The organism is Nonomuraea sp. NPDC049750 (genome assembly GCF_040659625.1).
Classification (GTDB): Bacteria; Actinomycetota; Actinomycetes; order Streptosporangiales; family Streptosporangiaceae; genus Nonomuraea.
On the sequence record NZ_JBFANB010000005.1, the window covers coordinates 176,456 to 196,228 of the forward strand.

Annotated in this window: 20 protein-coding genes; 14 read left to right on the forward strand and 6 right to left on the reverse strand. The window is 69.6% G+C overall.

Annotated features, from left to right (window positions below):
• The first annotated feature begins 54 nt into the window (after positions 1-54).
• Positions 55-720 carry a sulfotransferase family protein gene (locus tag AB0J16_RS15785; RefSeq protein ID WP_358539247.1) on the forward strand — a complete coding sequence of 222 codons (666 nt, stop codon included), beginning with the start codon at positions 55-57 and terminating at the stop codon, positions 718-720.
• Between the two features lie 13 nt (positions 721-733).
• On the opposite strand, the gene AB0J16_RS15790 is transcribed toward AB0J16_RS15785, so the two are convergent.
• Positions 734-904: a hypothetical protein gene (locus AB0J16_RS15790; protein ID WP_358539249.1), complete on the reverse strand. Its 171-nt coding sequence runs from the start codon at positions 902-904 to the stop codon at positions 734-736.
• A gap of 236 nt (positions 905-1,140) precedes the next feature.
• On the opposite strand from AB0J16_RS15790, the gene AB0J16_RS15795 reads away from it, so the two are divergent.
• The 3 genes from AB0J16_RS15795 to AB0J16_RS15805 all read left to right on the forward strand — a co-directional run bounded on the left by AB0J16_RS15795 (position 1,141) and on the right by AB0J16_RS15805 (position 4,524).
• Positions 1,141-1,578 carry a Fur family transcriptional regulator gene (locus tag AB0J16_RS15795; RefSeq protein ID WP_358539251.1) on the forward strand — a complete coding sequence of 146 codons (438 nt, stop codon included), beginning with the start codon at positions 1,141-1,143 and terminating at the stop codon, positions 1,576-1,578.
• A 58-nt stretch (positions 1,579-1,636) separates the two neighbouring features.
• Entirely contained in the window at positions 1,637-3,868 is a 2,232-nt protein-coding gene (gene katG, locus AB0J16_RS15800) for a catalase/peroxidase HPI (protein WP_358539254.1), read from the forward strand.
• Positions 3,869-3,975: 107 nt separating this feature from the next.
• Entirely contained in the window at positions 3,976-4,524 is a 549-nt protein-coding gene (locus tag AB0J16_RS15805) for an SIS domain-containing protein (RefSeq protein ID WP_358539256.1), read from the forward strand.
• Between the two features lie 4 nt (positions 4,525-4,528).
• Here the strand turns inward: AB0J16_RS15805 and AB0J16_RS15810 are convergent, their stop codons facing one another.
• Entirely contained in the window at positions 4,529-5,332 is an 804-nt protein-coding gene (locus tag AB0J16_RS15810) for an alpha/beta hydrolase (RefSeq protein ID WP_358539259.1), read from the reverse strand.
• Between the two features lie 61 nt (positions 5,333-5,393).
• Between AB0J16_RS15810 and AB0J16_RS15815 the strand changes: the two genes are divergently transcribed.
• Complete coding sequence (locus AB0J16_RS15815; protein ID WP_358539262.1) at positions 5,394-5,813, forward strand: MarR family winged helix-turn-helix transcriptional regulator; 420 nt, start codon at positions 5,394-5,396, stop codon at positions 5,811-5,813.
• Between the two features lie 97 nt (positions 5,814-5,910).
• Here AB0J16_RS15815 and AB0J16_RS15820 read toward each other — a convergent pair whose 3' ends face one another.
• From AB0J16_RS15820 to AB0J16_RS15835, 4 genes are all read right to left on the reverse strand, one after another.
• A complete protein-coding gene (locus AB0J16_RS15820) occupies positions 5,911-6,456 on the reverse strand; it encodes an RICIN domain-containing protein (RefSeq protein WP_358539264.1) in 546 nt (181 codons plus the stop codon).
• Positions 6,457-6,764: 308 nt separating this feature from the next.
• The gene (locus tag AB0J16_RS15825; protein WP_358539266.1) at positions 6,765-7,304 is read right to left on the reverse strand and encodes a DinB family protein; all 540 of its coding nucleotides are present in this window, start codon (positions 7,302-7,304) and stop codon (positions 6,765-6,767) included.
• Between the two features lie 170 nt (positions 7,305-7,474).
• The gene (locus AB0J16_RS15830; protein WP_358539269.1) at positions 7,475-8,452 is read right to left on the reverse strand and encodes a phosphotransferase; all 978 of its coding nucleotides are present in this window, start codon (positions 8,450-8,452) and stop codon (positions 7,475-7,477) included.
• A gap of 127 nt (positions 8,453-8,579) precedes the next feature.
• Positions 8,580-8,762 carry a hypothetical protein gene (locus tag AB0J16_RS15835; RefSeq protein WP_358539272.1) on the reverse strand — a complete coding sequence of 61 codons (183 nt, stop codon included), beginning with the start codon at positions 8,760-8,762 and terminating at the stop codon, positions 8,580-8,582.
• Between the two features lie 145 nt (positions 8,763-8,907).
• On the opposite strand from AB0J16_RS15835, the gene AB0J16_RS15840 reads away from it, so the two are divergent.
• From AB0J16_RS15840 to AB0J16_RS15880, 9 genes are all read left to right on the forward strand, one after another.
• On the forward strand, positions 8,908-9,288 hold the full coding sequence (locus AB0J16_RS15840) for a hypothetical protein (RefSeq protein WP_358539274.1): 381 nt from the start codon (positions 8,908-8,910) through the stop codon (positions 9,286-9,288).
• Positions 9,279-10,484, forward strand: coding sequence for a DUF6395 domain-containing protein (locus tag AB0J16_RS15845; protein ID WP_358539277.1), 1,206 nt, complete (start codon positions 9,279-9,281; stop codon positions 10,482-10,484). The genes AB0J16_RS15840 and AB0J16_RS15845 overlap by 10 nt, the downstream gene beginning before the upstream one ends.
• Entirely contained in the window at positions 10,472-10,912 is a 441-nt protein-coding gene (locus AB0J16_RS15850; protein WP_358539279.1) for a hypothetical protein, read from the forward strand. The genes AB0J16_RS15845 and AB0J16_RS15850 overlap by 13 nt, the downstream gene beginning before the upstream one ends.
• Entirely contained in the window at positions 10,909-11,751 is an 843-nt protein-coding gene (locus AB0J16_RS15855) for a M55 family metallopeptidase (RefSeq protein WP_358539282.1), read from the forward strand. Before AB0J16_RS15850 ends, AB0J16_RS15855 begins: the two co-directional genes overlap by 4 nt.
• 411 nt (positions 11,752-12,162) lie before the next feature.
• On the forward strand, positions 12,163-13,713 hold the full coding sequence (locus AB0J16_RS15860; RefSeq protein WP_358539284.1) for an FAD-dependent oxidoreductase: 1,551 nt from the start codon (positions 12,163-12,165) through the stop codon (positions 13,711-13,713).
• A 59-nt stretch (positions 13,714-13,772) separates the two neighbouring features.
• Positions 13,773-14,285 (forward strand): YbaK/EbsC family protein, encoded by a 513-nt coding sequence (locus tag AB0J16_RS15865; protein WP_358539287.1) that lies wholly within the window; start codon positions 13,773-13,775, stop codon positions 14,283-14,285.
• Positions 14,286-14,430: 145 nt separating this feature from the next.
• Positions 14,431-16,524: a protein kinase gene (locus AB0J16_RS15870; protein WP_358539290.1), complete on the forward strand. Its 2,094-nt coding sequence runs from the start codon at positions 14,431-14,433 to the stop codon at positions 16,522-16,524.
• Positions 16,525-16,540: 16 nt separating this feature from the next.
• Positions 16,541-18,337: a serine/threonine-protein kinase gene (locus AB0J16_RS15875; protein ID WP_358539293.1), complete on the forward strand. Its 1,797-nt coding sequence runs from the start codon at positions 16,541-16,543 to the stop codon at positions 18,335-18,337.
• Positions 18,338-18,371: 34 nt separating this feature from the next.
• Positions 18,372-19,589 carry a serine/threonine-protein kinase gene (locus AB0J16_RS15880; protein ID WP_358539295.1) on the forward strand — a complete coding sequence of 406 codons (1,218 nt, stop codon included), beginning with the start codon at positions 18,372-18,374 and terminating at the stop codon, positions 19,587-19,589.
• The last annotated feature ends 184 nt before the right edge of the window (positions 19,590-19,773 follow it).

Below are 19,773 nucleotides of genomic sequence, written 5' to 3' on the forward strand. Positions count from 1 at the left end.
GTAGGCAAATGCGTTCGCGGCATTGCCGCTGTGATCGAGAGAGGAAGGGCAGGTATGGGTTTACGAGTTGTAGGGGCGGGGTTTCCGCGTACGGGGACGACATCGCTGAAGGCGGCGCTGGAGCAACTGCTCGGGGCGCCCTGCTACCACATGAGGGAGGTGTTCGGGCGGCCGGACGACGCCGCGGTGTGGCGTGACGCCTGCGCGGGCGTCATGCCGGACTGGCGCCAATTCCTCGGAGAATACGCCGCTGGGGTGGACTGGCCGGTGTCGTGGTTCTGGCGTGAACTGTCCGCCGAGTTCCCGGACGCGCTGGTGCTGCTGTCCCGGCGGGAAAGTGTCGAGCGGTGGTACCAGAGCATGGATCAGACGGTGCTGGAAGGGGCGCGCCGCCTGATGCGCGGGGACTCCAGGCGGCCTCCGACGCTCGTCGAGATCGCCCCTGAGCAGGCCCGCGCCATGGAGGAGATGATCCAGGCGCTGTTCGGCGGTGCGTTCGACGACCCCTTCGACCGTGACAGCGTCATCGCGGCCTACGAGCGGCACCTCGCCGAGGTCCGCGCCACCGTACCGGCGCATCGGCTGCTGGAATGGCAGCCGGCCGACGGCTGGCAGCCCTTGTGCGCCGCACTCGACCTCCCGATCCCGGACGAGCCGTTCCCGCACGAGAACACCACGGCCGACATGCGGGCCAGGATGAACGACGCGGACGGTCAGTGATCTCAGCGCCACGTCAGATGGCGGTGAGGGGAAACAGCCGGCTCGCATGAGCCCACGAGGGCCCGGCCGCGCTCGCGGCCGGCGCCCGGGCCGCCCCGGCGATGCCCTTGAGCAGTTCCCGCACACTCGCGACCTGCTCACGCGGCCGGAGAACACCGTCGTCTCCGCTATCTCCAGTCTGCACGACGTCTACCGCCCGCCTGTCCGCCGTAAGTCCCCGGATAGGTGACTTCGCAGCTCAGGGCCTATGTGGCGGCTGGTGCACGTTGGTTGACGGCGTCCTAGGACGGCCGCGCTCCCAGACTCACTCTCCAGACGGCGTGTCGCGCCGCAATGGGATGAACGGTGCCCGGGTGCGCACTAGACTTGGATAATTCGTTATCTTGTACCATTCGTGTTTATGTGGGTAGGTTTGGTCGCATGACCGCATCCAGCACTCCGACCATCGCCGAGGAGTTGCGCGGCGCCGGCCTGCGGGTGACAGCGGCCCGCGTCGCGCTGCTCCAGGCCGTCCGGGACGGTGACCACCTCGGCGTCGAGGCGATCGCCTCCGGGGTGCGTGATCGCGTGGGCCACATCTCGCTGCAAGCCGTCTATGAGGCGCTCCACGCGCTCACCGCGGCGGGACTCGTACGCCGCATCGAACCGGCCGGCAGCCCGGCGCGGTACGAGGGGCGCGTAGGGGACAACCACCACCACATCGTGTGCCGGTCGTGCGGTGCCGTCGCTGACGTCGACTGCGCGGTCGGCGAGGCGCCCTGCCTGACCGCCTCCGACGAGCACGGCTTCGCGGTCGACGAGGCCGAGGTCATCTATTGGGGCCTGTGCCCCGGCTGCTCAACCGCCCGTGCTTCCTGAGCTGTTCAACCGCCCGTACTTCCTGAGCACTTGATCCACATAGTCCGGAAGGATTCCCATGACCGAGAACCATGACGCGATCGTCACCGACCCGAAGACGGAGGGAGCAGGTGGCTGCCCGGTCGCGCACGAGCGCGCCCCGCACCCGACCCAGGGCGGTGGAAACCGCCAGTGGTGGCCGGAGCGGCTCAACCTGAGGATCCTCGCCAAGAACCCCGCCGTGGCCAACCCGCTCGGTGAGGAGTTCGACTACGCCGAGGCGTTCAAGACCCTCGACCTCGCGGCCGTCAAGCGGGACATCGCCGAGGTGCTGACGACCTCGCAGGACTGGTGGCCGGCCGACTTCGGCAACTACGGCCCGTTCATGATCCGGATGGCGTGGCACAGCGCGGGCACGTACCGGATCAGCGACGGCCGCGGCGGCGCCGGCGCCGGCCAGCAGCGCTTCGCCCCCCTCAACAGCTGGCCGGACAACGGCAACCTCGACAAGGCGCGTCGCCTGCTGTGGCCGGTCAAGAAGAAGTACGGTCAGAAGCTCTCCTGGGCCGACCTCATGATCCTCACCGGCAACGTGGCCCTGGAGTCGATGGGCTTCAAGACCTTCGGCTTCGGCGGCGGTCGCGCGGACGTCTGGGAGCCCGACGAGGACGTCTACTGGGGCCCCGAGACCACCTGGCTCGGCGACGAGCGCTACACCGGTGACCGGGAGCTCGAGAGCCCCCTCGGCGCGGTACAGATGGGCCTCATCTACGTCAACCCGGAGGGCCCGAACGGCAACCCGGACCCGCTCGCCTCGGCTCGCGACATCCGTGAGACCTTCCGCCGGATGGCGATGAACGACGAGGAGACGGTCGCCCTGATCGCGGGCGGTCACACCTTCGGCAAGACCCATGGCGCGGGCCCCGCGGACAACGTCGGTCCCGACCCCGAGGCCGCCTCGATCGAGGAGCAGGGCCTCGGCTGGCGGAACTCCTTCGGCACCGGCAAGGGCGCCGACGCGATCACCAGCGGCCTTGAGGGCATCTGGACCAACACCCCCGTGACGTGGGACAACAGCTTCTTCGAGATCCTGTTCGGCTACGAGTGGGAGCTGTTCAAGAGCCCCGCCGGCGCCAACCAGTGGCGGCCGAAGGACGGAGCCGGGGCGGACACCGTCCCCGACGCCCACGACCCGTCGAAGCGCGTCGCCCCGACGATGCTGACGACCGACCTCGCGCTCCGCGTCGACCCGATCTACGAGCAGATCTCGCGTCGCTTCCTCGAGAACCCCGCCGAGTTCGCGGACGCCTTCGCCCGCGCCTGGTACAAGCTGACCCACCGCGACATGGGCCCGATCGTGCGCTACCTCGGCTCGGAGGTCCCCGCCGAGACGCTGCTGTGGCAGGATCCGCTGCCCGCCCTGACGCACGAGCTCGTCGACGCCGCGGACATCGCCGCACTCAAGGGCCAGATCCTGGCCACGGGCCTGTCGGTGCCCCAGCTGGTGTCCACCGCGTGGGCGTCGGCGTCGTCCTTCCGTGGCAGCGACAAGCGTGGCGGCGCCAACGGCGCGCGCATCCGCCTCCAGCCCCAGAGCGGGTGGGAGGCCAACGACCCCGACCAGTTGGCGATCGTACTGCGCGCCCTGGAGAGCATTCAGAGCACCTTCAACGCCGGCCAGACCGGCGGCAAGCAGGTCTCGCTCGCCGACCTGATCGTGCTCGCCGGTGCCGCGGCCGTCGAGCAGGCCGCCAAGAGCGCCGGCTTCGACGTGGAGGTCCCCTTCACGCCGGGCCGCGTGGACGCCGCGCAGGAGCAGACGGACGTGGAGTCGTTCGCCGCGATCGAGCCGGTCGCCGACGGGTTCCGCAACTACCTCGGGAAGGGCAACCGTCTTCCGGCCGAGTACCTGCTGCTCGACCGGGCGAACCTGCTGACCCTGAGCGCCCCCGAGATGACGGTCCTCGTCGGTGGTCTCCGCGTCCTGGGCGCGAACCACCAGCAGTCGTCGCTCGGCGTCTTCACCGCGACCCCCGGGTCGCTGACGAACGACTTCTTCGTCAACCTGCTCGACCTGGGTACGACGTGGAAGGCGACGTCCGAGGACGCGACCACGTTCGAGGCTCGCGACGCCGTCACGGGCGAGGTCAAGTGGACCGGCAGCCGGGTCGACCTCGTCTTCGGGTCGAACTCCGAGCTGCGCGCGCTCGCGGAGGTCTACGCGAGCGATGACGCGAAGAAGAAGTTCGTCGAGGACTTCGTCGCCGCGTGGGACAAGGTCATGAACCTGGACCGGTTCGACCTCGTCTGATCCGTCTGATTTTTTGACGTCCAGGTCGGCCCTTATCGGCTGACCTGGACGTCTTGTTATATGAGCGGGCAGTACCGGGTAGCCATGCAGGTATGTCATCGGGTGTCGTGAACGACGACCTCTTTCGCGGCGTGCTCGACGAGCTTGGCGCCGTGCTCGCGCAGGTCGACGAAGAGTCGATCGACGCGGCCTGCCGGCTGATCGCCGACGCCAGAACGATCGGCGTCTACGGCTGCGGCCGGGAGGCGCTGCAGATCGAGGGTTTCGCGATGCGCCTGTTCCATCTTGGTCTGCCGGTGGCGGTGGTCGGCGACATGACCATGCCGGCGCTGGGGCGCGACGACGTCTTCCTCGCCACCTCCGGCCCTGGCGAAGCGTCCACGGTCCTGGCGCTGATGCGGACGGCGACGGCGGCGGGTGCGACGAACCTGCTGCTGACCGCCGAGCCCGAAAGCAACGCCGCGGAGCTCGCCGACGCCGTGCTCGTGATCCCGGCGCAGACCATGGCCGGCGACCGGAGTACGTCCGTGCTGCCGATGGGGTCCGCCTATGAAGGCGCGTTGTTCGTGCTGTTCGAGGTGATGGTACTGAAGCTCGGGGCGTTGATCGGGGCTACGGAAGAGACGATGCGCGCCAAGCACACCAACATGGAGTGATGGGTCACTGGGTTTTGACGGTGGCGGCGCTCGTCTGGCGTAGGTACGTGTCGATCAGGGCGAAGGTGGCTCGCGGTTGCTCGATCTGGGGCAGGTGGCCGGCCTCGGGGATGAGCTCAAGCCGGGCGTCGCCGAAGGCGGCCGCGTACGCCGCGCCATAGGCGGGGGTGACGATGCGGTCGCTTTCCCCCCAGAGCAGCAGGGCGGGCAGGTCGACGTGGGCCAGGCGGTGGGCGAGCTTGGGGTCGTGCATGTACGGGTCGCCGGCCAGGACGCGCATGGTGGCCATGTTGCCCTGGCGGAGGGCGAGTTGCGCGGCGGGGATGTCGGCGGGATCGACGTAGAAGCGGGCCGAGTCGTGCCAGGAGTACTCGGCGACGCCACGGGCGTCGAGGGCGAAGAAGTCTCTGATCGGCTCGGCTTCGACGTGCACGCCGACGGGGTCGATCAGGACGAGCCCGGTGATGATCCCCGCGTTGTCGCGTACGGCCATCTCGGCGGCGGTCCAGCCGCCGAGTGAGGAGCCGATGACCAGCACGTCGGACAGCTGCCGGTCGTGGAGATAGTGCAGATAGGCGAGGGCGAGATCGTCGATGCCGGTGAACCAGCCGGGGCGGTCGGTGCCGTCCCAGCCGGGGTGCGTGGGGGCGATGGCGTGGCCGGTCCGCGCGAGATGGTCGACGAGCCCGGCGACGGTGGCCGGGCCGCCACCGCCGTGCAGGATCAGGATGGGCCGGCCGGTGCCGGCCTCGGACAGGGTTAGCGGCAGGTCCGGGTAGAGCGCGATGGTGTGGCTTGTCGTAGGCATGGCCAACACCATAACTAAACTTGTTGATATAAGCTAGTTGAGTAGCTGCTAAACTCGATTCGTGTTCGGTGAACTGCAGGTCCTTGGAAGAGCGGTCAAGCAAGCCCAATACCGGCAGCATCGGGCGCTGGACAGCCGGCTCGCCGCCATCGGCACCACGCTGGCCCAGTGGGATGCCCTGCGGGCGATCAGCCGGTCACCTGGGGCGCCGGCGCGCGCCCTGGCCTCGGCGACGTTCCAGAGCGAGCAGGCATTCGGCACACTCGCCGGCCGGCTGATGGCCCAGGGCCTGATCGAGCGCCGGCCGGGCCATGGGCGACGCATCGAGCACCATCTGACACCGGCCGGCGAGCAGATGCTCGACGCGGGGCACCGGGTCGCCGACGAGGTCCTGACCGACTGCTTCGCCCCCCTGGCGCCAGGCGACCGCGCGACCCTGCTCGATCTCCTGCAACGCCTCAACTGCGGCGAGGACGCCTGACCCGAACGGATGCCGAGTGGGGCGGCGACACGTGACCCGAACGGACGCCGTACACCACGCGCGTGTGGCGTACGGCCGCCATCTCAGGTGTCGTCGCTCAGGCGAGTCGCCATTCCTGGTTGCGCTGTCCGATCAGGCAGGTCCACTGATGGACGTTGGCCCCCTCGGCCGTGCTGACGCCCGCCACGTCCAGGCACTTGCCGCTGTGGCGAGCGACGAGGGAGAAGTAGCCGTTGTCCTTCTGGACGAGTCGCCACTCCTGGTTGCGCTGCTGGTTCAGGCAGGTCCACTGGTGAACGTTGGCGCCGTCGGCCGTGCTGGCGCCCGACACGTCCAGACACTTGCCGCTGTGCGTCGCGCGGAGGGTGTAGTAACCGTCGCTGGTCGCCACGAAGTTCCACTCCTGGTTGGCCTGCCCGTTGATGCAGGTCCACTGGTGGACGTTGGCCCCGTCGGCGGTGCTGACGCCCGCCACGTCCAGACACTTGCCGCTGTGACGGGCCACCAGGGTCGCCGAGAACTTGGGAAGGAACCGCTGCGCCGCGCCGGCGGTGTCGGCGTTCGCCGCCGACGCCGCCGTGAACGGGGCAGCGAGCAGAGCAGCCGCGACAGCGACCGCTTGACCAGCGTGAATGAGTGTCATCGAACCTCCTGAGACGCTCTCGAAAGATCAGCAGGTCCGTCGTAACATGAATCACTCAGCGTATCGGCGAGTCGCTTCCCGTGATCATATTCGTGTCGCGCGGGGGTAGATGAGCTGGTTTACGAGGCAGCGAGTGCCACGTCCAGGTGGTCCTGGTTCGGGCCGCCTCGCAGGGGTCCACCGGGTCGATCGATCAGGTAGGCCGCCCGGAAGTCGTCCGCTCGGTCGGGTAGTCCGCCCCGGAAGTCGTCCGCTCGGTCAGGTGGGTCGCTCGGGAGTCGCTCGCTCGGTGACCGTCCGATGGGTGGCTAGTCTCCGGTGCGTCCGTCCACCGCCTCGCGGAGGAGGTCGGCGTGGCCGTTGTGCCGTGCGTACTCCTCGACGAGATGGAACAGGATCCACCTGAGGCTGGGTACCCGGCCGTCGGACCAGGGGCGCACGGCCAGCCGGTCCAGGCCGCCGTCGGCCAGCGCGTCCGCGACCAGCGAGCGGGAGCGGGCCACGGTGTCCTGCCAGAGTGTGAGGAGCTGCTCGGGGGTGTCCTCGGTGGCCGAGTGCCAGTCCCAGTCGATATCGGCCTCCCAGTCCACGGTGTCCCATGGGGGCTCCGGGGCGTTCCCGTACAGCCGCTGGGAGCACCACCAGCTCTCGACATAGGCCAGGTGCTTGAGCATCCCGCCGAGGGTCATCGTCGAGGCGCCGACAGTCGCGTTCAGGCCGGCCGCGTCCAGTCCGGCGCACTTCCACTCCAGGGTCGCGCGCTGGTAGTCCAGGTAGCCGAGGAGGGTGGCGGTTTCGTCGGCCGCGACCGGAGGTTCGGGGCGGCCATGTTCGTCCAGGTCGATCACGCGCGGGGAGTCTACCCGTCGGCCCAGGCGAGTTCTAGGGCGGCCGTCGTCCAGGGGCGGTGCAGGTCACGGCGGATCGGCTCAACGCGATGCGGCCTCGTCGCTGACACGGTGTCGGTGCTCGACATCAACCACGTGCGTTGTCGACGGCGGTGCCCCACCACCAAGTGTCAGGAGGTGCGCGTGAGCTTCAGCACGTCGGTCAGTTGCCGGGCGGTCGGCAGGATGCGTAGTGCCTCGTCGATCTCGCGTTCCGCCCACTCGCGGTGCCGCCGCTCGGCGTGCGGGTCGAGGGCGACGCGGGCCTGGACCAGCAGGAAGTTCAGGTGGGACGCGAGAAGCATGGTGAAGTCGGTCAGGCCGGTGATGCGGCCAGGGCCGCCCTCACTTTTGTACGCCTCGTACATGGCGCGCATGGCTTCGAGGTCGGCGGTCGAGTCGTCGCAGAACCAGTCGAACAGCGCCCGCGCCAGCTCCCGGCCCGGCGCGGCCGGGCCGAGGTTGTCCCAGTCGACGACCACGAGCGCGCCGGTGGAGTCGGCGAGGACGTTCTCCGGGTGCAGGTCGCGGTGGCAGAGGATCAGCTCGCCGGGATCGGCCGGCGCGACGGCCGCGCACAGCTCTGGGAGCGTGGCGAGCAGATCGGCGAGTCTCGCGGCCCACACCGCGTCCGACGTGGCCACCTCCGCCCATTCGTGCGTGGTGGGGACGCGGTCGTACCAGCGAGCGGGTGGTCCGCCGTCCGGCTCGACCGTCGCGGCGGGGGCGCATCGGTGCAGGCGCGCGAGCAGCGCCCCGATCTCTCCCGGCGTGGCCGGCGCCGTCAGCTCGACCGGCCGCAGGTCGATCCAGTCGTACAGGCGCAGCCACGTCCCGCCGGGCGGCTCAAGCAGGTGGCGCCCATCGCGGTCGGGGTGGCTCGCCGGCAGCCGTACCCCTGCCTCGGCCGCCCGCCGCCCGAACGCCAGCTCCGCCTCGATCAACGCCTCCGACGGCGGCTCGGCGAAGATCTCCTTGAGCGCGTAGCGTGCCGGGCCGACGTCGAGCCGCCAGATCTGCCCCAGCGCGCCCCGCGGCCCCGCGGACACCACGACGTCCTCACCCCACCCGAACGCCTCCCGTACGTGGGCGACCAGCTCCTCGACCATGATCAGACTCCTGAGAACAGGCAGGACGACACGATCAGACTCCTGGGGACCAGACTCCTGGGGACAGCAGCACGATCAGACTCCTGGGGGCAGCAGCACGATCAGACTCCTGGGGGCAGCAGCACGATCAGACTCCTGGGGGCAGCAGGACGAACGGCGAACGGCGGGTGGGCGCGGCGACAATCTGGGCGACACTGCTGCTGCTGCTGCCGCCGCCGACGACGCCACTGATGCTGCTGCCGCGCCTGACGCTGCTGCCACTGCCGCCGCCGACGCCCCAGCCGCCGCCACCGCCGACGCCGAGATTCACACGACTGAGTATGGGCGATACGAGTGCTGGGACGCCTGCTGATTTATCCGTCGCGACAGCAGAAGTTGACACCAGTTAGATAGCTTGGTTGCCATTCGGAAACAGCGTCCTGGTGGCCGTGGATTTGCCACTATCGTGGCGTTTCATGATGCGCGTCCTGGTCCCCGCCCGCCTGCGCAAAGCCGTGCGCACGTGGTTCGATTCCCGCTACATCTCCATCGGCGATCACCGTCAGGACATCAGGGACGCTCTCTGGGAGGTCCAGACCCTGCGCCGGGAGATGGCGACCCTGCAGGACGAGGTCGAGCGTCTGCGAAACGCCAGACCCGCCACCGCCGCCCCCACCAGCGCCCCCACGGACAAAGCCCGGCTCGACGACACGCACCGCCTGGCTCAGGAGACGGCCAAGGCGCTGGACGGCGTGCTCCAGAACGAGGTCCTCCTCTGGCAGGCGATCGACGACCTCAAGTCACGGACACCACGTCCGCATGATGCTGTGCGGGCGGAGGATTCGTCATGCGCGTGAGCTGGTCGGGAGGCGAGCTGACGTTCCGGCTCGGGGCCGACGACGAGATCACCGGCAGGGCCGCCGACGAGCACCCGGTCAAGCTGGCCACCAACTCCTGCACCATCGCCGGGGTGCCCGGAGACGCGCACCCTGACCTCTTCGCCGTCGCCGCGTGGACCGTGGTGGCGCCGTGGACGCGCAAGGAGATCGTGTTCGACCGGGCCATCTCCCCTGAGGTGGCCGCCGCGCTGCATGAGGGGTGGGGGATCGAGGCCGGGCCAGTAGGCGCGGAGGCTCGGCGTACCGGGACGAACCTGGCGATCTCCTACAGCGGTGGCGCGGACTCCGTGGCGGCGGCGACCATCTATCCCGAGGCGCCGTTCGTGCACTTCCGGCGTGTGCCGCACCCCCGCGTGCCGAACCGGTGGCCGCACTACCGCTCCGACGTCCTGGCGAGGCTGGCCAGGCGCACCGGGCGGGAACTCACCGTGGTGGACTCCGACTTGGAATTCACGCTGTCCGAGCCCCGGCCCGGATACCCGGAACACCACGCGGTCGCGGCAGGGGCGTTATTGCTCGCCGACCAGATGGATCTCGGTGGACTGGCGTTCGGGTATGAACTGGGTTCACGGTGGCTCGGCGGGGATCGCTATCTTCTGCGTTACACGCCCGACAACCTGATGTGGGCGCCGCACGGGGCGTGGGGGCGGTTGTTCGCGGCGGCGGGCGTACACATCGTGCTCCCCGTGGGCGGCGTGAGTGAAGCGGTCACCATGCGGCTGGCGCTGAACTCGGAGCTCAAGGAGCACGTCCGATGGTGCCTTCAGGGCACCGACGGACCGTGTCGCAGGTGCGGCAAGTGCCTGTACAAGGAGCTCATTCAGGCCGCCGTCGAACGGCGACCGCTCGACACGCCCTTCACCGCCGACGACCCCCGGGTGCGTAAGTGGCTCCAGCCTCCGCCGTACGGGGGACAGGAGATGGTCGAGTACGGCCTGGCGAGGGTGCCCGGCATCGAGGACACGCTGTTCGGGAAGGCGCTCGACTACTTCGACGCCACGGAGGAGTCGACGAGCTGGCTCGACCACTGCTACCCGCTGGCGCTCGACGAGATTCCGGCCCAGTGGCGTGAGCAGGCGGCCGGGTTCATGACGTCCAAGGTCGGGCTCATGACCGAGGCCGAGGTCCGCCGGGTGGAGACATGGGGCACGTGACGCTCTCACGCCCTGTTCGATCCCTCTTGCTCGATCCGCCGATGGCCGATACGGCTTCGGTCTATCTGCCGTTGGTCGATATTGTTTCGGCTGATCTGCTGTTGATCGATCCGGTTTCGGCAGATCCGCGTTCGGCCAGTCTGCCGTTGGTCGATCCGATTTCGGTCGATTCGTCGTTGGTCGGTCCGCCTTCGGCCGGTCTCCCGTTGGTTGAACGGTCTTCGGCCGATTCGCCTTTGGCTGGTCTGCTGTTGGTCGGTACGGTTTCGGCCGATCTGCCGATGGTCGTTACGCCGTTGGTCGGTCCGCCTTCGGCCGGTCCCCTGTCGGTTGATCGGTCTTCGGTCGATTCGCCTTTGGCTGGTCTGCCGATGGTCGATACGCCGTTGGTCGATGTCGGGTGCGTAGGTGAGGGAGTGGGACTGTGAAGGTGTACTTGTCGGTCGACATGGAGGGCGTGACCGGGCTCACCGACCCCGAGGAGATGCACGCGGGCAAGCGGGGCTACGAGCGGGGCTGCGAGCTCATGACCGCCGATGCCAACGCCGCCGTCGAGGGGGCGTTCGAGGCCGGGGCGGCCACAGTGCTGGTGAACGACGCTCACGGGTCCACCAAGAATCTGCGGATCGACCTGCTGGACCCGCGCGCCACCCTCATCCGGGGGCCGGGTAAGGCGCAGCGAATGGCGCAGGGGGTTGACGGGTCGTTCCAGGCCGCGTGTTTCGTGGGGTACCACGCCCGCGCGGGGGTGACGAACGGCGTGCTCAACCACACCTGGATGGGCAAGGAGATCCAGAACGTCTACCTCAACGGCGAGGTGTGCGGCGAGACGCGGCTGGTGGCGGCGTGTGCGGGGTTCCACGGTGTTCCAGTGGTGCTGGTGACCGGGGACGAGGCCGTCGGTGAAGAGGCGCGCGAGTTGCTCGGCGATGTGGAGACGGTGGCGGTCAAGAAGGGGATCGACAAGTTCTCGGCCGAACTGCTGCCGCCGAGCGTTGCCCAGGCTCGGATTCGTGAGGCGACGGCCAGGGCGTTGGGGCGGTTGAGCGACTTCACGCCTTACCAGGTGGCTGCGCCGTACACGCTGGGGGTGGAGTGGAACTCCACTGCCATCGCGGCCGCCGTCGGACTTGTTCCCGGCGTGAAGGCGGTGGGATCGCGTCACACTGAGTTCACTACCGATGACTTCGCACAGATCATGGCGCTGTTCGGTATCTTCGCCACGATTGGTGGTCAGATCTCCTGCGGCAGCGGCCCCTACGGCTGAACGCCCGCAAAGAGCAGCCGCCGGGTGGTGAATGGCAGGTCAGCGCATGCGGGCCGGTGAGGAGCAGGCCGACGTACGCAGGCGGGTGAAGAGCCGGTCGGCACACGCAGGTCGGTGAAGACCCGGTCGGCACACACGGGCCGGTCAATGGCAGGTCAGCGTACGCAGGCGGGTGAAGAACAGGTTGGGACACGCGGGCCCGTGACGAGCTGGTCGGCGTAGGCAGGTTGGTGAATGGCAGGGCGGCACACGCGGGCCGGTGAATGGCAGGTCAGCGTACGCAGGCGGGTGAAGAGCCGGTCGGCAACGCAGGTCGGTGAATGGCAGATCGGCACACGCGGGCCCGTGAAGAGCAGGTCAGCACACGCAGGCCAACGGAGTAGCGGGCCCGCATAGTTGGGAGCGAGTGGCATGGAGGGCGCGGCGCTGACCCGGCGGGGGTTACTCGTCGGTATCGGGGCGGTGGGTGGTGCGGGAGCCATGTACGCCGCCATGGGCGCGCTGGGTCTGGCGCCGTCCCAGCAGGACAAGGACTTCGCCGCCCCCCAGCAGGGCGACTTCTCGCTGCGCGGCAAGGCGGCGGCCAAGGTGGTGATCATCGGGGCGGGGGTCGCCGGGCTGACCGCCGCGTACGAGCTGGGCAAGGCCGGCTACGACTGCACGCTGCTGGAGGCCAAGGACCGGGCCGGCGGCCGGAACCTCACGCTGCGCGGCGGTGATCGGCTCACCGAGCTCAACGGTCCCGCGCAGGAGGTGAAGTTCGGCGAGGGCGTTTACTTCAACGCGGGCCCGGGGCGGATCGCGCCGTGGATGGTCACCCTGGACTACTGCCGCGAGCTGGGCATCCCGATCGAGACGTTCATCAACACCAACGGCCAGGCGCTCGTTCACACCAACGGGCAGACGATCCGGTCAAGGGCCGCGCGTGCAGATATGTACGGGTATGTGGCGGAGCTGCTGGCTAAAGCGACGAATGTTGGTGCGCTTGACAAGAAGGTCGGCAAGGACGATCAGGAACGACTGCTGGAGTTCCTGCGCAGGTTCGGCGACCTGGGGCCCAAGCTCGACTACGAAGGCTCCGACCGCCGGGGTTTCGTGAAATATCCGGCGCTGGACGGCGGCGCCCCCCTCGCGGCCCCCGGCACCCTGCACGCCGTCCTCGCCGCCGGCACCGGCCGTTCCATCACCAACGACTTCGGCTACGAGCAGTCGACCCCCATGCTGCAGCCCGTCGGCGGCATGGACGCCATCGTCGTCAAGCTCACCGAGGCGGTCGGTGCGGACCGGATCAGGACCGGCGTCAAAGTCACCAAGATCACCAATATGGCCGACGGCGTCGAGGTGACCTGGGACGGCGGCTCGCTCAAAGCCGACTACTGCATCGCCACCCTGCCGCCCCACCTGCTCGCGAAGATCCCGCACAACCTCGGTGCGCCCGTCACGGCCGCGCTCAAGACGCCCATCCCGGTCGCCAGCGGCAAGATCGGCCTGGAGTACGGCCGGCGCTGGTGGGAGCTGGAAGACCGCATCTACGGCGGCGTGACCGAGACCGACCTGGACATCACCCACATCTGGTACCCGTCCGCCGGTTTCCACGCCCAGCGCGGCGTGCTCGTCGGCTACTACAACACCGATCAGAACGCCGAGCTCTACGGCGCCCTCACCCCGGATGACCGCAGGCGCCGCGCCCTCACCCAGGGCAGGAAGATCCACGGCGACAAGTACGGCAAGGACCTGCTCTCCAGCGTCTCCATCGCCTGGGACCGCCAGGAACACATCCAGGGCGGCTGGGTACGCTGGCCCGCCTTTGATTCGTCCTTTACTCTTCTGCAACGCCCCAGCGGAAGGGTTTACTTCGCGGGCGACTGGCTCACCCATCTGATCGCGTGGCAGGCGGGCTCCATGGAGTCGGCCCGTGGCGCCGTCACCCAGCTGCACCAACGGGTGCTGCAGTCACCGTGACGTCGCGCGCTGCTCAGGTGACCGGCGTAAGGTCCTGAGAGAGCGATCGAGGAGATGGGATGACGTTGGACTGGGTGCCCGCGACCGACCGGACCGACCTGCTGGCCGAGCCGGTGGCCCTTGCCGTGCAGGGGCTGGCGGGCGTCGAGGTGGCCGAGATCGACCCCGAGCTGGCCGATACGGCGGCGTTCTGCGAGCGCTACGGCGTGACGCTCGACGAGTCGGCCAACTGCGTGGTCGTCGCGGCCAAGCGCGGCGGCGAGACGCGCTATGCGGCGTGCATGGTGCTCGCCACGATGCGGGTCGACGTCAACGGCGTCGTACGCAGGCATCTCGACGCGCGCAAGGCGAGCTTCGCCCCGATGGCGGAGGCGGTCGAGCTCACCGGGATGGAATACGGCGGCATCACCCCGCTCGGCCTGCCCGCCGACTGGCCGATCCTGGTGGACACGAAGGTGGCCGAGCACGACAGGGTAGTGATCGGAAGCGGGGTTCGGCGGTCGAAGTTGGCCGTTTCCGGGGCCGCTCTTGCCGGGTTGAAGGGGGCGGAGATCCTCCCCCTGGCGAGTTGAAGCCAGAGCTGACGCTAAAACTGAAGCCAATTCGAGACCGTTGAATGGGAAACCGATGGGCCCCTTCGGGACGTTGTACGAGTGGGAATGTGGCCTCATGGTTCATCTCGTGGGCGGGGATTAAGCCGGTATGGTGCTTCATGCCATGAACGATGACCGACTCGGCCCTTACCGGCTGCTCAGGCGGCTCGGCGAAGGCGGGATGGGCGTTGTCCACCTCGCTGTCGACCCGCAGGGTAGGCAGGTGGCGGTCAAGGTCCTGCGCGCGGAGGTCGCCGGCGACGAGGTCGCCAGGCGGCGTCTGTCGCGTGAAGTCGAGACCATGCGCCGCGCGCGCAGCAAATACATCGCCGAGGTGATCGACGCCGATGTGACGGGTCATCGGCCCTACATCGTCACGCGTTACGTCGCCGGGCGGCCACTCGACGAGATCGTCAAGGACGACGGTCCGCTCGACCTGCCCGCGCTGGTCAAGATCGCGCACGGGGTCGCCACCGCGCTGGCCGCCGTGCACGCGGTCGGCGTGATCCACCGCGACCTCAAGCCGGGCAATGTACTGATCATCGACGGCGAGCCGGTCCTGATCGACTTCGGGATCGCCCAGGCGGTCGACGCGACCAGGCTGACGCAGACAGGGATGTTCATCGGCACGCCCGGATACCTCGCCCCCGAGATCATCGAGGGTCAGGAGGCCGGGCCCGAGGTCGACATCCACGCCTGGGCGGGCACGCTGCTGTACGCGGGCACCGGCCAGCCGCCCTTCGGCAAGGGCACGCTGGAGATGATCTTCTACAACATCACCGCGGGCAAGGCCGACGTGAGCGCGGCCCCGAAGGAGCTGCAGCCGCTGCTCAAGGCGGCCTTCCAGCGCAACCCTGCCAAGCGGCCCAAGGCGGCCGAGCTGGCCGAGCAGACCGCCAGGATGCTGCCCAAGCCGCCGGGCGGCGTGCGCGACGAGATCTCGACCGTGCCGCGGTCCGACCGCTCCAACCCGTCGCTCGAGCTGCCGACGCCGCAGCCCTTGGCCGACAAGCCGTCGTACGACATCTCGACGCCGCCCATGACGCCGCGCCGGCTCGTCGACGGCCAGCAGCGCCAGCAGCCCCCGCACCAGGGCCAGCCGCACCAGGGGTCCGGCCCGAACTGGCAGCCCCAGGGCCGGCCGCCCCAGCCGCCGCCGCAGGAGCAGCAGTACGTCTCGCTGCTCCCCGAGCAGCAGGGCGACCCCTACCCGACCCGCAGGGTGACCCCGGAAGAGCTGCGCAAGATGCAGCGCGAGGCCACCCCGCAGCCGTGGCAGGTCTCCGGGCAGGGCAACAATCAGCCGAGCAACAATCAGCCGAGCAACAGCCACATGCCGTCGCCGGCCGATGCCGACGTGCCCACCCGGCGCGTACGCCCCGACCCGCCCGACGTCCCCACCCGCCGGGTACGCCCCGAAGCGCCCGACTACGGGCGAGGCAACCCGATCCAGCCACCGCCCTACATCCCGGTACAGGGCCAGTTCCCGCATGATCCGCAGGCGCAGCCCTACCAGCCGCACGAGGCGCAGACCAGGAGAGACGCCTACGGGCAGCAGCAGCCCGACCTGCGGACCAAGCGCGAGCCGTTCATCCCGGCGGCCCGCCCCGGGCAGGCGCTGCAGCGGTCCCGGGCCTACGGCCTGGCGAGCGCGATGCTGCTGATCCTGATGATCATGGTGGCCGTGGTGGCGCCCGTGCTGGTGGGCCTGCTGGTGATCCCGGTCGTGGTGCTGCTCCGCGCGGCCGACCTGGCCCAGCCGGAGCTGGTCGCGCGCCGGTCCACCGGGTCGGCCGCGCTGGACGTGGTGCGCGTGTTCGCCTTCCCCAAAAAACTGGCCAAGTCGGTGGGGATCACGTTCGCGCTGTTCTTCTACGCCCTTATCCTGGGGCTACCGGTGACGCTGCTGCTTACCGTGTTCGTCAAGATGAACCCCTACAACGCCTTGGCCTGGGGCGCGGCGATCGCCCTGTGGACCGTCTGCGCGGGCCCCGGAGTGGAGGGGCCTGGAAGGCAGATGCGCAGAACCCTCTCATCGCTCGTACCCTCGAGAACAGCGGCGATGGTGATGGTGGGAGTTCTCGCGGCGGGGGCCGCGCTCTCCCTGATCCTCGCTTACAGCTCGTTCGACAACGCGAGGAGGGCCGTATGGGCTCCGCTGAACGTCGGACCTGTGGTGACCCAGCTCAACGGACTGAAGGGGAGCACAGGGGGATGACGCCGGGACGGTGGCGATGAGCACGCAGGCGCCGGAGCGGCTTGGCCCCTACCGGCTGGTCAGGAAGATCGGCGAGGGCGGCATGGGCGTGGTCCACCTGGGCCTCGACACCGAGGGCCGCGAGGTCGCCATCAAGGTCCTGCACCCGCATGTCGCGGCCGACCTGAAGGCCCGTGACCGGCTGACGCGCGAAGTCGAGACCATGCGCCGGGTGCGCAGCCCGCACGTGGCCGAGGTGCTCGACGCCGAGCTCGTCGGCGGCCAGCCGTACGTCGTGACCCGTTTCGCCCCCGGCCGCACACTCGAAGAAACGGTGCTGGCGGAGGGCGCGCTGGAGGCGCGCGAGGTCATCAGGCTGGCCCAGGGCCTGTGCCAGGCGCTGGTGGCCATCCACGCCGCCGAGGTGATCCACCGCGACTTCAAGCCGTCCAACGTGATGCTGGTCAACGGCGATCCGCTGGTCATCGACTTCGGCATCGCGCACCTGGTCAACGCCACCCGGCTGACCCAGACGGGGATGTTCGTCGGCACGCCCGGCTATCTGGCGCCCGAGATCATCCGCGACTCGGAGATCACCCAGGCGGCCGACGTGCACGCGCTGGCCTCCACGGTGTTCTTCGCCGCGACGGGCGCGCCGCCGTTCGGCACGGGCACGTTCGAGGCGGTCTGCTTCAACATCATGGAAGGGCGCGCGCAGATCGACAAGGCGCCCGCCTGGCTGCGCGGCTGGCTGAGCCGCGCGCTGCGGGTCGAGCCCAGTGCCCGGCCCGGCGCCCAGGAGCTCCTGCGGATGGCCAGGGCGCTGGACCCGTCGGTGACCTCCTTCCACGAGACGTCCGCCGACGGGCCGACCGGCACCAAGCGGATGGGTAACCGGACTCGGGTCATGGAGAACTACTCCGACCTGCTGCCCCCGGTCGCGTACGGCACCCCGGCCGCGCCCGCGCGCGAGGAGAAGCCGCCGCGCGAGGAGCGGCCGCCGCCCTACGTCCCGGCGCCGATGCCGGAGCGGCACCCGGCCCCGCGCGTCGACCAGCGGGTCGCGGGCTACCCGGCGCCGCCGACACACCCGCCCGCCTACCGCCCGGCCACCCAGGCGGGTCAGCAGCGGCCGGTCGCGCCGCCCCCGTACACACCGCCGGCCGAGCGCAAGCGTTACCTGGTCGGCAGCCAGTTCGTCGGCCTGCTGCTGCTGGTCACGCTGACCGCGCTGGCCGTCGTGCTGCCCGTCGCGGTGAGCGCGGTGGCCGTCGCGCTGGCGTTGGTGCTGCGGGTGGGCGAATACCTCTTCGGCGACATGGTCAAGCGCAGGCAGGTGCGGGGGAGCAGCGCGGCCGATCCGCTGCTCGTCCTGGTCGGCACGCCGTGGGCGCTGGTCAAGGCCGCGCTCGTGACGCTGGTCCACGTGCCGCTGGCGCTGGCGTTCGGTGCCTGTGTCTGGGGCGTGCTGCGCTGGGGCGGCGGGATGAGCGTCAACGCCGCCGCCGCGTACGGCGCGGGCGCCTTCACGGCCGGGCTGTTCGTGCTGCCGGGCGGCGGCGCGCCGCGCAAGGCGGTCACGCGCTCGCTCACCGGCATCCTGCGCACTCCCGGCGCGGCCCTGGTCGCCGCCCTGATCGTCGGTACGGCCGCGATGTTCGCGGTGATGTTCGCGATGGGCCAGGCACCGACCTGGGCGCCCTGGCGGGCTCCGGAGACCGTGATCAACGAGCTGACCAGCGATGCGCGGCGGAGCACGATCGGCTTGATCACCGGCCTGATCAACGATCTGCTCGACGGCGTGGGGTTGGGGTTCCTGTCACCCTGGTCGTAAGTGTCTTGGCCCGCTCCGGGGGGAGATAAGGGGTATGAGCGAGCGGCTGGGCCCCTATCAGTTACTCTCCCGGCTCGGGGCGGGCGGGTTCGGTGAGGTGCACCTGGCGCTCGACCCCGAGGGGCGTACGGTCGCGGTGAAGGTCCTGCACCCGCACGTGACGGCCGGCAGTGGCGCGCTGACCCGGCTGGCGCGCGAGGTGGAGACGATGCGGTTAGTGGGCGGGCCGCACGTTGCCGAGGTGCTCGACGCCTCGCTCGACGTCGCCAAGCCCTACCTGGTGACCCGTTACGTCCAGGGCAGGCCGCTCAGCGCGGTCCCCACGCCGGTGCCCGAGCTCCGGCAGCTGGCCGCCGGACTGGCCGACGCGTTGCTGGCCATGCACGAGGCGGGTGTCGTGCATCGGGATCTGAAGCCGGCCAACGTGATGATGGCCGAAGGTGAGCCGGTGGTCATCGACTTCGGCATCGCCAGCGCGCTCGACTCCCTCTCGGTGACGGCCTCGGGGGCCGTGGTGGGCACGCCCGGCTATCTGGCGCCCGAGGTGCTGGAGGGCAAGGAGTCGGGGATGCCGGCCGATGTGTTCTCCTTCGGGGCCACGCTGGCCTACGCGGCCACGGGACGGCAGCCGTACGGGCAGGGACCGGCCTCGGCGGTCGCCTACCGGGTCGTGCACCACGATCCCGATCTGGAGGGGGTCCCAGACTGGCTGAGCCCGCTGCTGCGCGAGTGCCTGGCCACCGACCCACTCGCGCGGCCGACGGCCGCGCAGATCTGCGACAGGCTCGGCGTCGAGGCCGCCCATTACGCCGTCCGTCCGCCCGCCACGGCTCTGCGCCCCCGGCCCGGCGAGGCGCACGACCTGGAGACCCGGGAGTGGCGGCCGGGTCAGGAGCGGGGCCGTCCGTCGGTCGAGGAGTCCAGGGCCAGGCACCGGGAGAAGGTACGCAGGCGCTGGCTGATCGGCTCCGGGCTGTTCGTGGCCCTGCTGGCCGCCGCCGCGCGGGAGCCGCTGCCGGAGGTGACGCTGTTCCTGCTGGCCGCGTACGCGCTGGTGGCGGTGGCCGACGCGGGGGTGGCGCTGTTCACGCGCGGCCGCTTCCGGATGAGCCGGATCATCTTCGATTTCGCCGGGATGCTCGGCGCCGCGGGGCTCTGCCTGGGGCTGAGCGCGGTCTTCAGTACGTTCACACTCGCCCTGTTCGCCGGTACGGCGCTGGTGGTCGGGGTCGTGTTCCTGATGTCGGCCTGAACTCAGGTAACGGAATAAAGTTCGGTAGGGTGGGGGGTGCTTTGTCGTAAGCCTCGCTTGCTTGCGCCTAAGCTACTCATGGGTAACATGGCCGCGAGAGCACCCGCTGTCACGGCCCCATGGGACACCTGGCAGTCTGTCAGCAAGCATCAGGCGCCGAGCGTCGGCGCACGCGAACACGGGA

What these genes read in the sequence shown, in the direction of transcription:
- katG (WP_358539254.1), top strand. Translation starts at nt 1,637, where the DNA reads ATGACCGAGAACCATGACGCGATCGTCACCGACCCGAAGACGGAGGGA.
- AB0J16_RS15875 (WP_358539293.1), top strand. Translation starts at nt 16,541, where the DNA reads ATGAGCACGCAGGCGCCGGAGCGGCTTGGCCCCTACCGGCTGGTCAGG.
- AB0J16_RS15860 (WP_358539284.1), top strand. Translation starts at nt 12,163, where the DNA reads ATGGAGGGCGCGGCGCTGACCCGGCGGGGGTTACTCGTCGGTATCGGG.
- AB0J16_RS15810 (WP_358539259.1), bottom strand. Translation starts at nt 5,332, where the DNA reads ATGCCTACGACAAGCCACACCATCGCGCTCTACCCGGACCTGCCGCTA.
- AB0J16_RS15845 (WP_358539277.1), top strand. Translation starts at nt 9,279, where the DNA reads ATGCGCGTGAGCTGGTCGGGAGGCGAGCTGACGTTCCGGCTCGGGGCC.
- AB0J16_RS15880 (WP_358539295.1), top strand. Translation starts at nt 18,372, where the DNA reads ATGAGCGAGCGGCTGGGCCCCTATCAGTTACTCTCCCGGCTCGGGGCG.
- AB0J16_RS15850 (WP_358539279.1), top strand. Translation starts at nt 10,472, where the DNA reads ATGGGGCACGTGACGCTCTCACGCCCTGTTCGATCCCTCTTGCTCGAT.
- AB0J16_RS15865 (WP_358539287.1), top strand. Translation starts at nt 13,773, where the DNA reads ATGACGTTGGACTGGGTGCCCGCGACCGACCGGACCGACCTGCTGGCC.
- AB0J16_RS15840 (WP_358539274.1), top strand. Translation starts at nt 8,908, where the DNA reads ATGATGCGCGTCCTGGTCCCCGCCCGCCTGCGCAAAGCCGTGCGCACG.
- AB0J16_RS15870 (WP_358539290.1), top strand. Translation starts at nt 14,431, where the DNA reads ATGAACGATGACCGACTCGGCCCTTACCGGCTGCTCAGGCGGCTCGGC.
- AB0J16_RS15830 (WP_358539269.1), bottom strand. Translation starts at nt 8,452, where the DNA reads ATGGTCGAGGAGCTGGTCGCCCACGTACGGGAGGCGTTCGGGTGGGGT.
- AB0J16_RS15820 (WP_358539264.1), bottom strand. Translation starts at nt 6,456, where the DNA reads ATGACACTCATTCACGCTGGTCAAGCGGTCGCTGTCGCGGCTGCTCTG.
- AB0J16_RS15785 (WP_358539247.1), top strand. Translation starts at nt 55, where the DNA reads ATGGGTTTACGAGTTGTAGGGGCGGGGTTTCCGCGTACGGGGACGACA.
- AB0J16_RS15795 (WP_358539251.1), top strand. Translation starts at nt 1,141, where the DNA reads ATGACCGCATCCAGCACTCCGACCATCGCCGAGGAGTTGCGCGGCGCC.